14 protein-coding genes are annotated in these 14,382 nt (G+C 54.0%); 8 read left to right on the top strand and 6 right to left on the bottom strand.

Annotation, left to right across the window (positions count from 1 at the left end):
- Positions 1 to 52 precede the first annotated feature (52 nt).
- The 4 genes from J9253_RS00770 (at position 53) to J9253_RS00755 (ending at position 4,743) form a co-directional block, all read left to right on the top strand.
- Positions 53 to 2,206 (top strand): HAD family hydrolase, encoded by a 2,154-nt coding sequence (locus J9253_RS00770; protein ID WP_210222864.1) that lies wholly within the window; start codon positions 53 to 55, stop codon positions 2,204 to 2,206.
- Positions 2,203 to 3,072, top strand: a complete 870-nt coding sequence (locus J9253_RS00765) for an HAD-IIB family hydrolase (RefSeq protein WP_210222863.1) — start codon at positions 2,203 to 2,205, stop codon at positions 3,070 to 3,072. The genes J9253_RS00770 and J9253_RS00765 overlap by 4 nt, the downstream gene beginning before the upstream one ends.
- Positions 3,073 to 3,136: 64 nt before the next feature.
- Positions 3,137 to 3,835 carry a S1C family serine protease gene (locus J9253_RS00760; protein WP_210222862.1) on the top strand — a complete coding sequence of 233 codons (699 nt, stop codon included), beginning with the start codon at positions 3,137 to 3,139 and terminating at the stop codon, positions 3,833 to 3,835.
- A gap of 2 nt (positions 3,836 to 3,837) precedes the next feature.
- Positions 3,838 to 4,743 (top strand): carbohydrate kinase family protein, encoded by a 906-nt coding sequence (locus tag J9253_RS00755; RefSeq protein WP_210222861.1) that lies wholly within the window; start codon positions 3,838 to 3,840, stop codon positions 4,741 to 4,743.
- A 12-nt stretch (positions 4,744 to 4,755) separates the two neighbouring features.
- Here J9253_RS00755 and J9253_RS00750 read toward each other — a convergent pair whose 3' ends face one another.
- From J9253_RS00750 to J9253_RS00730, 5 genes are all read right to left on the bottom strand, one after another.
- Positions 4,756 to 5,817 (bottom strand): succinylglutamate desuccinylase/aspartoacylase family protein, encoded by a 1,062-nt coding sequence (locus J9253_RS00750; protein WP_210222860.1) that lies wholly within the window; start codon positions 5,815 to 5,817, stop codon positions 4,756 to 4,758.
- Entirely contained in the window at positions 5,817 to 6,722 is a 906-nt protein-coding gene (gene rimK, locus J9253_RS00745; RefSeq protein WP_210222859.1) for a 30S ribosomal protein S6--L-glutamate ligase, read from the bottom strand. The genes J9253_RS00750 and rimK overlap by 1 nt, the downstream gene beginning before the upstream one ends.
- A gap of 28 nt (positions 6,723 to 6,750) precedes the next feature.
- The gene (locus J9253_RS00740; protein WP_228291457.1) at positions 6,751 to 7,215 is read right to left on the bottom strand and encodes an ATP-dependent zinc protease family protein; all 465 of its coding nucleotides are present in this window, start codon (positions 7,213 to 7,215) and stop codon (positions 6,751 to 6,753) included.
- Positions 7,212 to 8,786 (bottom strand): bifunctional GNAT family N-acetyltransferase/carbon-nitrogen hydrolase family protein, encoded by a 1,575-nt coding sequence (locus J9253_RS00735; protein WP_210222858.1) that lies wholly within the window; start codon positions 8,784 to 8,786, stop codon positions 7,212 to 7,214. Before J9253_RS00735 ends, J9253_RS00740 begins: the two co-directional genes overlap by 4 nt.
- An 83-nt stretch (positions 8,787 to 8,869) precedes the next feature.
- Positions 8,870 to 9,223, bottom strand: coding sequence for a winged helix-turn-helix transcriptional regulator (locus tag J9253_RS00730; protein WP_210222857.1), 354 nt, complete (start codon positions 9,221 to 9,223; stop codon positions 8,870 to 8,872).
- A gap of 103 nt (positions 9,224 to 9,326) precedes the next feature.
- Here J9253_RS00730 and nfsB point away from each other — a divergent pair, with 103 nt between their 5' ends.
- The 4 genes from nfsB to J9253_RS00710 all read left to right on the top strand — a co-directional run bounded on the left by nfsB (position 9,327) and on the right by J9253_RS00710 (position 12,391).
- Positions 9,327 to 9,983, top strand: a complete 657-nt coding sequence (gene nfsB, locus J9253_RS00725; protein ID WP_210222856.1) for an oxygen-insensitive NAD(P)H nitroreductase — start codon at positions 9,327 to 9,329, stop codon at positions 9,981 to 9,983.
- Positions 9,984 to 9,992: 9 nt separating this feature from the next.
- Entirely contained in the window at positions 9,993 to 10,304 is a 312-nt protein-coding gene (locus J9253_RS00720) for a putative quinol monooxygenase (protein ID WP_051542877.1), read from the top strand.
- Between the two features lie 36 nt (positions 10,305 to 10,340).
- Positions 10,341 to 11,015 (top strand): haloacid dehalogenase type II, encoded by a 675-nt coding sequence (locus tag J9253_RS00715; protein WP_210222855.1) that lies wholly within the window; start codon positions 10,341 to 10,343, stop codon positions 11,013 to 11,015.
- A 110-nt stretch (positions 11,016 to 11,125) separates the two neighbouring features.
- Positions 11,126 to 12,391, top strand: coding sequence for an Lcl C-terminal domain-containing protein (locus tag J9253_RS00710; protein WP_210222854.1), 1,266 nt, complete (start codon positions 11,126 to 11,128; stop codon positions 12,389 to 12,391).
- A gap of 71 nt (positions 12,392 to 12,462) precedes the next feature.
- Here the strand turns inward: J9253_RS00710 and J9253_RS00705 are convergent, their stop codons facing one another.
- The gene (locus J9253_RS00705; protein ID WP_228291600.1) at positions 12,463 to 14,355 is read right to left on the bottom strand and encodes an aspartate ammonia-lyase; all 1,893 of its coding nucleotides are present in this window, start codon (positions 14,353 to 14,355) and stop codon (positions 12,463 to 12,465) included.
- Positions 14,356 to 14,382 lie beyond the last annotated feature (27 nt).

The following is a 14,382-nucleotide window of genomic DNA, read 5'->3' as shown; positions in this document are numbered from 1 at the left end:
AAACTTAAAGTGATACTAAGATTTTGAATAAACGGGAAAGGGAGTGCCAAACATGTCAACAAAGCAACATCAACCCTATATTGTCCTGATCAGCATCCACGGGCTGATTCGCGGGCAAAACCTGGAACTGGGGCGCGACGCCGATACCGGCGGGCAAACCAAATATGTCGTGGAACTGGCTCGCGCCCTCGGCGAACAAGCCTCGGTAGGACGAGTAGACCTGCTCACCCGCCGAGTCGTCGATGCAGCCGTCCATCAAGACTACGCCCAAGCCTGTGAAGCCCTGTCGACCAAGGCACAAATTGTGCGGATTGAGTGCGGTGGCGAGGGCTACCTCCCCAAAGAAGAACTGTGGGATTGCCTCGACAGCTTTGCCGATTCCGCACTGGAATACCTCAAGCAACAACCGCGCCTGCCTGACATCCTCCACAGCCATTACGCGGATGCCGGTTATGTCGGGGTACGCCTTTCCAACCTGCTGGGCATTCCGCTGGTGCATACCGGGCATTCACTCGGGCGCAGCAAACGCCGCCAATTGCTGGCAGCAGGCCACAGCAAAGCAGCCCTCGAAACCCGTTACAACATCACCCAGCGTATTGAAGCCGAAGAAACCACCTTGGGCGTTGCTGAACGTGTCATTACCAGCACTCAGCAAGAAGTGCAGGAACAATACGGCCTCTACAACCATTACCAGCCCGAACACATGCGCGTCATTCCCCCCGGCACTGACCTGCAACAATTTCACCCACCGACAGGCGATGAAGCCAGCCACCCCATGGCAGCAGAACTGGCACGCTTCCTTGCCAACCCGCACAAACCCATGATCCTCGCGCTTTCCCGCCCCGACCCGCGCAAGAACATTGCGGAACTGGTGTGTGCTTACGGTGAATCACCCGAGCTTCAGCAACAAGCCAACCTGATCATCATTGCAGGCAACCGTGACGACATCCGCGACCTCGACACTGGGGCGCAGGAAGTTCTCAACGACATCCTGCTCACGGTTGACCAATACGACCTGTACGGCAAAGTGGCCTACCCCAAACACCACCAATCCAGCGACGTATCCGCCCTGTATCGGCTGGCAGCCCTCAGCAAAGGCGTATTCGTCAACCCTGCCCTGACTGAACCCTTCGGCCTGACCCTGATCGAAGCCGCCGCCAGCGGTTTACCCATCGTCGCCACCGATGACGGCGGTCCAACCGACATTATCGGCAACTGCCACAACGGCTACCTGATTAACCCGCTAGACCGCGCCGATATAGCCGCCCAGTTACTGCAAGTCCTGACCAGCGGCTCAGCAGCGTGGGAAACCCTCGCCAATAACGGCCTGCAAGGTGTGCAGCACTATTATTCTTGGCAAGCCCATGTGGAAAAATACCTGCAAGTCGTACACCCACTCATCGACCGCACAGAAACCATCACCCCAGTGCCCGTCAAGCGCCGCCAACAATTGCACCACGACCGCGCCTTGTTTTCCGACCTCGACCAAAACCTGCTGGGCAAGCCGGAAGCACTGCAACCCTTCCTCACAGCCTTACAAGCCAACCGCAGTTGCGTGCTGTTTGGCATTGCTACCGGGCGACGGCTGGATTCCGCGCTGCAAGCCATGAAAAAACACGGTATCCCCCAGCCCGACGTGCTCATCACCAGCTTAGGCACGGAAATTTACTACGCCCCCAACCTGCTACCGGATACAGCGTGGGAACGGCATATCGACCACCTCTGGAACCCGCGTATTATCCGCCGCGTGCTCGAAGGGCTACCAGGGTTAAAGCTGCAACCCAAAAGTGAGCAAAGCCGCTTCAAGGTCAGCTATTACATTGACCCACAGATTGCCCCCGACATCCAGCACCTCAACAGCCTGTTGCATCAGGAAGGCCAAGCGGTGAATGTGCTGCAATCGTTTGGGCAATTCCTCGACATTATCCCGGTACGTGCCTCCAAAGGGCTAGCCTTGCGCTGGTTTGCCGACCGCCGTGACATTCCGCTGGAACGCATTCTCGCAGCGGGCGGTTCTGGGGCAGATGCCGATATGATGCGCGGCAATACATTGAGCGTGGTAGTTGCCAACCGCCATCACGAAGAGCTGTCCGAACTGGTGCATGAAGGTGTTAATATTTTCTTCGCGACCCAACCGTATGCTGAAGGTATTCTGGAAGCGATTGAACACTATGACTTTTTCCAGACTTGCGAGGTAACGGCTTGAGCAACGACACGAACGCACGGTTGCTGGTTTGCACCGACCTTGACCGCACCCTGATCCCCAACGGGGCAGAGCCGGAATCCCCCAAAGCACGGGAAATGTTTCATGCACTCGCCGCCCTGCCCGACATTACCCTCGCGTATGTGAGTGGGCGAGATCAAGGGCTGGTGCGGGAAGCCATCCACACTTACGACCTGCCCCTGCCCGATTTCGTCTTGGGGGATGTTGGTTCCAGCATTTACGCCTGCAACGGGCTGGACTGGCAGCAGTGGGAAGCGTGGGAAAGCCACATCGCCCCCGATTGGGCGGGACGTAACCGGGAAGCGCTGGCAGCATTGTTGCAAGATTTCCCTGCTCTGCGCTTGCAAGAAGCCGCCAAGCAAAATACCCACAAGCTGAGCTATTACCTTGACCTTGCCATCAAGCATCAGCGCGTGCTGGACGAAGTGCAAATGCGCCTGTCCGCCAACGGCATCCACGCCAGCTTGATCTGGAGCATTGACGAACCCGCCAATATGGGTTTGCTCGACATCCTGCCCGCACGTGCCAGCAAGCGCCATGCGATTGAATTCCTCATGGAAAAGCAGGGATTTGCGCGGGAAAACACGGTGTTTTCAGGCGATAGCGGCAATGATTTGCCCGTGCTAATCAGCCCGATTCCCGCCATTCTGGTCAATAACGCCAGCCCTGAGCTAAAAGCGGAGGCTGTACAGCTTGCCAACAAAGCAGGTACGGCAGCGGCGCTGTATCTGGCACAGGGCGGCTTTCTGGGCATGAATGGCCATTACGCAGCGGGTATTCTGGAAGGTATTGCCCATTATCATCCGTCGATAACAGCCCGGCTGACAGCGTTGGAAAACAGGCTGTAGTTGCTTATACTGGCGGGCATACTAGAACAAACCCCAACTTGCAAAAAAACAGGCCGACATAACGATGAAGAATCACTTACTTGCGATAGCTTTGCTCTGCCTGTCTTTAACAGGGTGCAGCACCTTGCAGATGGAGGAGCGCAGCACCGTTGCCATCTTCGAGCGCAGCAATCCTGCGGTGGTGTGCATCCAGGCCGATGACCAGCCGGAAGATGATTTCGGCACGGTTGCCTCAGGAACCGGCTTTTTATGGGACAAGCAAGGCCATATCATCACCACCCAGCATTTGATCGCGGGTTACAAGACCCTGACCGTGAGCCTTGCGGATAAGCGCACGCTGGAGGCAGATGTCATTGGCTTTAACAAGGAATATGACATTGCCGTGCTTAAACTGCGTTCGCTGGAAAATCTACCGCCCCCAGCCGTAACTGGCAGCAGCGCCAACCTGAAAGTAGGACAAACCGTTTTCAGTATTGGCAATGCTTTTGACCTTGGGCGCAGCTTCACTACTGGCATTATTTCTGCGGTGGGGCGTAACTTTGGCGACCCGCAAACGGGGGGTATCAGCAATCTGATCCAGACCGATGCAGCGATCAACCCTGGCAGTTCTGGCGCTCCCCTGATCGACAGCAGCGGGCGCGTTATCGGCGTCAATGTCGCCATTTATAGTTTGTCGGGTGGTTCCGAGGGCATTGGTTTTGCCGTACCGATGGATACGGTGAAATCTGTCCTTCCACGTTTACTAGCAGGAGATACTGGTTAACCATGACAACGAATACGACTACCACACACCCTTTACGCCCGGTCATTTTTGGCGAAGTCCTGTTTGACCGTTTCCCGGATGGCACAGCAGTGCTGGGTGGCGCACCCTTCAATGTAGCTTGGAACTTACAAGCATTCGGGCTGGAACCGTTATTCATTTCCAGCGTTGGCAATGACCCGTTGGGTACACAAATTCGTACTGCCATGCAAGACTGCGGCATGGACTTGTCCGGCCTGCAAACCGACCCAGACCATCCAACCGGGGTGGTGGATGTCAGCATCCACGACGGTGAACCGCATTATTTGATCGTGCCAGACAGTGCGTGGGATTTTATCCAGCCAGCAGCATTGCCTGACTTGCCCGCCAACACCTTGCTGTATCACGGCAGCCTTGCCGTGCGCCAACCCGTTTCCCGCCATGCTTGGCAAGTGTTGATGCAAGCACCACAGCAACGCTTTATCGACATTAATTTGCGAGCGCCGTGGTGGGATGCCGCCAATCTCGCAACCTTGCTGAACGGGGCACATTTCCTCAAAATCAATGCGGATGAACTGGCGGAAATGGTGCCGCAAGCCAGTGATACGGACAGCCGCATCCAGCACCTGTTCGACACTTTGCCGTTGGAATGGCTGGTAGTGACGCAAGGCGCTGCCGGAGCGCTGGCGATTTCAGTCGCTGGGGAACGTTTGCAGATCAAGCCGGAACGCGCTACCCATGTGGTGGATACGGTCGGCGCGGGCGATGCTTTCAGCAGTGTGCTGTTGGTGGGGCAAATCAAAGGTTGGGCAATGACGCAAACCTTGCAGCGTGCTCAACAATTTGCCAGTGCCGTGGTGGGTTTACGCGGCGCAACCACCACAGATCCTGAGTTTTACCGGACATTCAAAACGCAGTGGCAACTGGGGTAAAGCGCTTAAGCCTCAGAAGATAACATGATCATCCCCTTCGGATGGCTCAAGTTCATTGTGGAAGTCTTCCAGTGAGCGGGAAGCGCTATCCAGCGTATCAAAGCGGGCGATATGGAAGATGGCCTCACCTTCATGCACCAAGGGCAAGGTGGTTTTGCCGATGATCATGCCCGCCGTGGGCGCAATCACAGGTTTTTCGGTTTCTCCAAACGGGTCAGCCACGTAGCCCATAATGGTGCCTTTTTCAACTTTGCTGCCCATGGGTATGATGGAACGCAAAATGCCACTTTGTGGAGCACGCACCCAGCGGCTGGAATGGGCAACAGCCGTTTCAATGTATTGTTTGCGGGGGTGGCGCTGACCGGACAACATGCCAAGATGGCGCATAATGTTCAGGATGCCACGCACCCCGGCACGAATGGCGATTTCGTCAAAGCGCAGTGCCTCACCCGCTTCATACAGCAATACCTTTGTGCTAGAAGTCTGCGTCAGCGCATGGCGCAGGGAGCCTTCGCGCAGCTCGGCATTGAGGATGACGGGGGAATCAAATGCGGCTGCCAACTCCAGCAGTTCCGGGTCGTCGAAAACCTTGCCGCGTATTTGTGGCAGGTTGTCGCGTCCGATGGCTGCCGTGTGCAGGTCAATACCGTATTGGCAACGACGGGCAATCTGTTGCAGAAATACATGCGCCAGCTTACTCGCCATTGAGCCATTTTCTGAGCCGGGAAATGAGCGGTTCAGGTCACGCCGATCAGGCAGGTAGCGGGATTTATTGATGAAACCATAAACATTGACCACCGGAACCGCTATCAGCGTACCACGCATTCGTTTCAGCACGGGACTGGTGATCACTCTGCGGATGATTTCGACACCATTGATCTCGTCACCGTGAATGGCCGCACTGATGAACAATTTAGCACCATCAGCACGCCCATGAGTCACGTGTACCGGCATACACACCGGGGAATGGGTGTAAAGACCCGGCAAGGGCAGCTCAATATAGTGCTCTTCACCGGGTTGGATAATATGCTCCCCCAGTGTGAAGGCTTCTCGATTCGCGGCTCGTTTCGACATTAACCTTTGCCTCGTGTGCGGGTTTTGCCATGAGAAGCATGGGCGGCAATGAATTTGATGATCATGCCCGCCACATCTTTTTCTGTGGCGGCTTCAATACCTTCCAGACCCGGCGATGAATTGACTTCCATCACGACAGGGCCGTGATTGGAACGCAGAATGTCCACACCCGCCACGTTCAAGCCCATGATATGGGCGGCACGCACGGCGGTGGAGCGTTCTTCCGGGGTAATTCTGACCAGCGACGCACTGCCGCCACGGTGCAAGTTGGAACGGAATTCGCCCGGTGCGCCCTGACGTTTCATCGCCGCGACCACCTTGTCACCGATAACAAAGCAGCGAATGTCGGCACCACCGGCTTCCTTGATGAACTCCTGTACCAGAATATTGGCTTTTAACCCCATGAAACCTTCGATGACGCTTTCGGCTGCCTTGTCGGTTTCTGCGAGTACCACGCCGATGCCTTGCGTGCCTTCCAACAATTTGACCACCAGCGGCGCACCACCCACCAGTTTAATAACACTTTTGACATCATCCGGCTTGTTGGCGAAACCGGTTATGGGCAGGCCGATACCTTTGCGTGACAATAACTGGATGGAACGCAACTTGTCGCGTGAGCGGGTAATGGCAACCGATTCGTTCGCCGGGTAGACCCCCATCATTTCAAACTGGCGCAGTACCGCCGCCCCGTAAAAGGTGACGGAGGCACCAATACGCGGGATGACGGCATCAAAACCTTCCAGCGCTTCCCCCTTGTAATAGACCATCGGATTATTGGCGGCGATGTTCATATAGCAGCGCAGCACATCAACAACTTTGACTTCGTGCCCTTGTTGCTCGGCGGCTTCGACTAAACGGCGCGTAGAATACAGTTTGGCATTGCGTGACAGGATGGCTATTTTCATCCGGGGTTCCTCCATGAGTGCGTGGTTATTATGCGTAAATTTTTCGGTAATTGAGTTTTCCCATGTAATAGGAGGCTGCGGGGTCGACCAGTGCCTTATTTTCCATGGCGGTTCTTCCCAGCAACATGCGGAAGCGCATGGAGTCACGGTTTGTCAGGGTAAGTTCGATAGGCCATTCGTGCCCCCTCATAACCAGACGGGTTTCAATGACATAACGTAGCTCACGGTGGCCGCCCGAATCACTGACCATGCGTTGATCCAGTAATGGAGCGTAGCACTCCAGCGCGGGCGTGTCGCGTAGCTGAAGGGGGTGAAGCGCGAAACGGACATAATCTTTTTGCTGGCGCTGAAAACGCTCCAGCTCGAAGGCATGTAAGGCCGATGTTTTCGCACCGGTATCCACCTTTGCCTTGATAGCGGGGATGCCCAGATCGGGCAACGCCAGCCATTCCCGCCAGCCTAACAGGATTTTTTCCATACAGCTTTGGCTCACTTACCTTTCCAGCGTACCTGATAAAGGTCATGACGGCGGTCGCGCAGGTTTTGCACCGTGCCACTGTGACGGGCAGTGAGCAAGGTTTCCGGGCGCAGGTCAGCAATCGCGACCATTTCAGTATTAGGCGTGGTATCCGCCGCAATCCCGTCACGTGCAAACGGCAGGTCGCACGGGGTGAGGATACAGCTTTGCGCGTATTGGATGTCCATATTGGCAACGTTGGGCAAGTTGCCGCAGTTGCCGGACATGACCACGTAAATCTGATTTTCGACCGCGCGTGACTGGCAGCAATAGCGTACCCGCAGGTAGCTTTGGCGTTCATCAGTACAGAACGGTACGAACAGGATTTGTGCGCCCTGATCGGTGAGGTGACGCGCCAGTTCCGGGAATTCTGAGTCGTAGCAAATCAGTACGCCGATGGGGCCGCAGTCGGTCTGGATCACGTCGAGTTCACTGCCGCCTTCGATGTTCCACCAGTAGGCTTCGTTGGGGGTCGGGTGAATCTTGGCCTGTTCGTGGATAGTGCCATCGCGCAGGAAAACGTAGCAGATGTTTTCCACCCGTCCGTTCGGCATCCGCGTCGGGTGCGAACCGCCGATGATGTTGATGTTGTAACGCAGTGAAAGGTCACGCAGGGCTTCTTTCAGTTGCGGGGTGTATTTGGTGAGCGCTTCGATAGCTTGTACCGGGGTAAGCTCCTGCGATTCCATCGACAGCAATTGTAAGGTGAAGAGTTCGGGGAACACCACGAAATCGCCTTTGTAATCCGCCACTACGTCAACGAAATAACGCACGATGTCGATGAATTCCTCGAAGGATTCCACCTTACGCTGCTTGTATTGCACAGAACCGACCCGCACGCTGTCAGGAAGACGGCTGCCGTAGGTTTTCTTTTTGTGCGTTTCTTGCGCCTGCGAAACTTTGGGGTTACGCCACGCCATGTGGATGCCATAACCGAGAGACTGTTTGTCAGCGTCAAGGTAATGCGGCATCACACCGAGGAATTCAAAGCCATTGCGCAATTGGAATGACAGCACCAAGTCACGTTGCTGTTTTTTCTGTACCGCTTCCACATAAGCTTCCACCGTGCCGAAACGCTTGATGCGGTTGGCGAGGGTGGGCAAACGTCCGGCGAACATGATGCCGCGCAGCTCCAGTTTTTCCGCCAGTTGCTTGCGGGCGTTGTAGAGGCGCTGACCGATGCGATAGCCCCGGTAAGCGGGGTCAACACACACTTCCATACCGTACAGCCATTCGCCTTTGGGGTCGTGGGTCGAAGCGTAGCCGTTGCCGGTAATGCTCTCCCAAGTATGCCGCCGCATCCCGACTTGTTCGCTGACCCGCAGGGTGGCGCAATAACCGATGACTTTTTCCCCGGCAACCACCACAAACTGGCCTTCGGGAAAGTGGTTGAGCTGACCGATCAGCACCGGCTCTGAGTAGCCATGCATACCTGTTCCCTCGTAGGCACGGCTGGAAAGATCGGCAATTTGTGGAATATCGGCGACAGTAGCATTGCGGACGCTGAGCTGGGTTTTCGGGTTGGAAAGCGTGTTAGCTGATTTCATATAGGGTTCTTTTTTTGCCAGTAAAGTAGCTATCATACGCTGAACTTGCGCCCTGTCGAAATACTGCCAGACAATCCCACTCTCTATTTCAGCAACTTCGGCAAAGCATGTTGCTCACCCCAGTCCTTGAGAGCCAAGAGAATCGGCTCCAGCGTGCGACCGGTTTCTGTCAGGCTGTACTCCACTTTCGGGGGAATTTCTGGATAGATCTCGCGGTGAATCAAATCAAATGACTCCAATTCCCTAAGCTGCTTGGTCAACATACGCTGCGTCATGTTACCGACGCGGCGCTTGAGTTCGTTAAAGCGCAACGTACCTTCCAGCAAATGGTAAAGGATCATGCCTTTGCCTTTACCACTAAACAATTCCAGAGAAGCCTCTACAGGACAACCTGCTCCAGCATAAGACGCATAACGTGGGCGTTTTACAGTATCCATTATGTACCTATAGCACAAAAATGTGCGTACTTGTCAGATGAAATTATAAGGTTATTATAGATACCAGAAGAAAACATTACCAATCTATCAGGAAAAATCCTTTATGAACTTGACCGATGCCGCCAACTTTCGTTATTCCACCAAAGAATTTAGGACGGATAAGAAAATCCCCGAAGCGGACTTCCAGCAAATTAAAGACTTGTTACGATTAAGCCCATCCAGTGTCAACGGCCAACCATGGCACTTCATTGTTGCGAACACGGATGAGGGCAAACAACGTATTAGCAAAGGCACGCAGGGTATGTTTGTGTTCAATACCGCCAAGGTGTTAGATGCTTCTCATGTCATTGTATTCTGCGCGAAAACAGATTTTGATGATGCCTACCTGAATCACCTGTTGGCAGTAGAAGACCGCGACGGGCGTTATGTGGAGCAAGCGCATAAAGACATGATGAATGGTGGACGTACTATGTTTGTTAACATTCATCGCAACGATTTACAAGATACACAGCACTGGAATGAAAAGCAGCTTTACCTAAATATCGGCACGGCACTATTGGGCGCTGCTGCATTGGGTATTGATACCCTCCCCATGGAAGGTATTGATGTTGAAGCGCTGAATGCGGAATTCGGTCTGCGTGAGCAAGGTTTGACAGCGGTTGCGATTGTTTCCTTTGGGTATCGTAAAACTACTGACTTTAATGCCACACTACCCAAATCCAGACTACCTGAAACCGAAATTTTCACCCTGTTATCTTGAGGAAAAAGCATGACTATCAACTTAATCGCAACCTTACACGCAGCCCCGGCATTACATGAGCGTATCAAGGCTGACATGAACCAGTTAGTGCCGTTAAGTCGGGCAGAACCGGGTTGCCTGCAATATGACTTTTACGCAATTAATCAAGAAGGTGCACCCGGCATAGACAATACTGGTGGCGATTTCGTGGTGATTGAAAAATGGCAGGATGGCGAAGCCCTGCAACAACATGGCGCTAGTCAGCACTTCCAAGCGTTCATGACGGCCTATACGCCTGAGCAATTGCGCCTAACCGTGCAGGTGCTAGCTGAGGCAGTTTAACATTCCGCTTAATTGAGATCGTCAGGAGAAGCACTCATGCCAACCGTACTGGCCTTTGATGTCTACGGCACCTTGATCGACACCCACGGTGTAGTAGTCAAACTACAAGAATTTATCGGTGACAAAGCCGAGGCATTCTCCCGGAGTTGGCGTGAGAAGCAACTGGAATACTCGTTCCGGCGTGGCTTGATGCGCACCTATGCGACGTTCGGGGTATGTACCAGCCAAGCGCTGGACTACACCGATGCTTATCTCGATACGGCACTAACCGCTGAACAAAAAGCGGCGCTGTTGGCTGAATACCGTGTGCTACCGGCATTCGCTGATGTAACCGCCTCGTTAGAACGCTTAAAAGCTGACGGGTATGCGCTGTACGCCTTCTCGAACGGCACGGCTGATGCGGTTGAAACCTTACTCGCAACGGCAGGCATCCGCGACCTATTCGACGGCGTGGTTAGTGTCGATGATCGCCAGACCTTCAAGCCGAATCCTGACGTTTACCAGCACCTGTTGGATACCACGGCAGCCGTGGCCAGTGAAACATGGCTCATTTCCAGCAATCCGTTTGACGTAATCGGCGCGGCTTCTCATGGTTTGAACAGTGCATGGGTACGCCGTTCTGACAAGGCCATATTTGACCCTTGGGGGATTGCGCCGACGCTGACCATTAGCAGTTTGCGTGAGCTTGCGGACGGCATTGGTGGTTTGTAAGACGACCATTGTCCACTGGAAAGTGCACAGTTTCTTCACAGCCTCTCCATAATTGCCTCACTTTGTGGGCATACACTGCTCAACAGTTAAAACAATTAAGGAAGACTGTTATGAACATTTTGCAAAAATATCCCTTAGCCAGTGTGCTTACGCTGGGCTTGGTGCTCGCCGATATTGGTTCTTCGCTGGTAATGGCCTACACAGCCGTTGACACAGCGCAGACCGCCTGTTACGACAACCGTAATGAAATCACCTGCCCTGCCAAGGGCAAAGCTTTTTACGGGCAAGATGCCCAATTCAACAAGGCTACCTCCCCTTTCCTCAATAACAATGACAACACCATCACCGATACTGCCACGGGTCTAATGTGGCAAAAAAGCCCGGACACCAATGGCGATGGTGAGATCAATGCCAAGGACAAACAAACCTATGAGCAGGCACTTGCTGGCGCGAAAACGTTCCGCCTCAACGGTCATGATGACTGGCATCTACCAACCATTAAAGAGCTGTATTCCCTAATCGACTTTCGGGGCGCGGATCCCGACCCAGAGGCAAGCGACAGTAGCAACCTAATCCCTTTCATCGATACCCAGTATTTTGATTTTGCCTACGGCGATACCAAAAATCATGAACGCATCATTGATTCCCAATATGCATCCAGCAATTTGTATGTATCAACCACCGGCCCCCAAAAAGACCGCACCTTGTTTGGCGTCAATTTCGCTGATGGTCGCATCAAGGGCTATGGGCTGAATTTTCATGGCGGGGACAAAACTTTCTTTGTCATGTATGTGCGCGGCAATAGTACTTACGGCGTGAATGATTTCGTCGACAACACTGACAACACCATCACCGACAAAACAACCGGCCTGATGTGGGCGCAGGATGACAGCGCCAAGGGCATGAACTGGCAGCAGGCGCTGGCATGGGTTCAGACAAAAAACAGCGAAAACTACCTGGGGCACAATGACTGGCGGATGCCCAATGCCAAGGAATTGCAGAACTTGGTGGATTACTCACGCTCACCGGACACCACCAATTCTGCCGCGATTGACCCCTTATTTCATACCAGCACCATCAAGAATGAAGCCGATCAGGTCGATTACCCCTTTTACTGGAGTTCGACCACCCACAAAGCTGCTACTCAGACACCGGGTGAAAGAGCTGTTTACGTAGCCTTCGGCAGAGCCATGGGCAAGATGGATGGTGTCTGGAGTGACGTACACGGAGCAGGCTCACAACGCAGCGACCCCAAACAAGGGAACCCGAAGGATTTTGCCGCAGGACATGGGCCACAAAGTGATGCCATTCGCATTAACAACTATGTCAGGTTAGTACGGGATGCCGCACAACCAGCGGCTGCTCAAAAACAGTAATCAGGGCAATGCCCACCGTCTGAGCCGCCGTTCAGAATTTAAAACGGCTCAGGCATTGGGCTTCTTCGATGTCAGCGTTTGGGTCGATACGGCTTGGTCAGGTTATCCGCGTGCATGAAACTCTCCCATTCCGCCGCATCCATAATCCCCTGCGCCAGCACCACTTCCTTCACGGTCTGCCCGCTGCTTATGACTTCCTTCACGATCGCCGCCGCCGCTTTGTAGCCGATACGCGGAATCAGGAACGTCGCCAAACCGGGGCTTTGTTCCACCCGCAGGCGCAGGCGTTCGCGGTCTTTTTCAGTCACGGTAATGCCGCCGACGTGTTCCGCCAGTGTCTTCATGGCGCGGGTCATCATCTCGATCGACTGGAACATGTTGAAGGCGATGATCGGTTCAAACGCATTCAACTGAAGCTGCCCACCTTCCGAAGCAATGGTCACCGTCAAATCATTGCCAATCACCTGAAACGCCACCTGATTAACCACTTCGGGGATCACCGGATTCACCTTGCCGGGCATGATGGACGAGCCGGGCTGCACATGCGGCAAGCGAATATCGCCGAACCCCGCCAATGGCCCACTGTTCAATAAGCGCAAGTCATTACAGATTTTCGACAGCTTCACCGCCACCCGTTTGACAATGCCGGAAAACAGCACAAACGCGCCAGTATCCCACGTCGCTTCCACCAAATCGGCGGCCTGACGTAATTCAATATGGGTGGCCTTCATGTCGGTATGCAACAGCTTATTCAGTTCAGCAATTACCCGAGCCGGGTATTCCGGGCTAGCCAATGCACCCGTGCCAATCGCCGTGCCACCCAGATTGACTTCACCCAACAGCGGCGCATTACGATCCAGTTTGTCGATGTCTTCTTCCAACGTAACACCGAACGCGCGGAATTCCTGCCCCAATGTCATCGGTACAGCATCCTGCAACTGCGTGCGCCCCATCTTGAGAATATGGCTGAACTCTTCGCTTTTGGCGTAAAACGCCTGAATCAAGGTTTCCATTGCCGCTGTCAAGTCGGTGTAGGTCAGCGCCAACGTCAGGCGTAAAGCCGTGGGGTAAACGTCGTTGGTCGATTGCGACATATTCACGTCATCATTCGGGTCAACGATTTTTTCCGCCGTGTAATGGCGCGGATAGCCCAACAATTCGCGGGCGCGTTTAGCAATGACTTCATTGGCATTCATATTGGTGGACGTGCCCGCCCCGCCCTGAATCACATCCACCTTGAACTGGCTGTGTAGGAACTGGTTGCCCGCAATGATTTCATCACAGGCGCGGATAATGGCATCCCCCACCGTCAAATCGAGGGTAGGATTGGGTTTGCGTAGCAGATTGTCTGCATCAGCATTGGCACGCGCAGCCGCCTTTTTGATTAAGGCCAGACTTTTCAGCAGTACCGGGAAGTGCGAAATCGGCAAGCCAGTGATCTTGAAGTTGCGCAAGGCACGTTCGGTCTGCGAGCCGTAATAGGCATGATTGGGCACTTCAATATCGCCCAGCGAATCGGTTTCGGTATGGCTGCGGATAAGGTCTTCACCCTCCATCCGCTGGTAAGCGTTCATCGCCAGTTGGCGGTAAATCTTGCGCGCCATATCCGGTTCGGCCTGTAGCAATGCCTCAATATCAATGCGGCGGATCACCAGCACTTCGGACTCGACAATGGTACGGCAGGAAACGTGGTGGACTTTTTCCGGCTCCAGCAGCATTTCCTCACCGAGAATTTCGTTCTCGTAGCGGGAGGCCACGTGTTCCAGAAAGCCGTTGCGGGCGCGGAAAATCTCGATCTCGCCGCGTCGCACAATGAACAGGGTACGGCGCGGGCGGCCTTCCTCCATGTCATATTCCTGCGGGACAGCGACATCGCCCTCCCTCAGTATTTTCAGGCTGGCAATGGCTTGTAGCTTTTCAGCCTCGGCATCGCTGAGTTCGGGGAAAACGGTTTTGAAGGTCATTAGCACGTGGGTGGTTTCCTATCGTGG

The sequence above is a fragment of the Thiothrix litoralis genome, assembly GCF_017901135.1.
Lineage (GTDB): Bacteria > Pseudomonadota > Gammaproteobacteria > Thiotrichales > Thiotrichaceae > Thiothrix > Thiothrix litoralis.
This window is presented reverse-complemented; position numbering and strand designations above follow the sequence as displayed.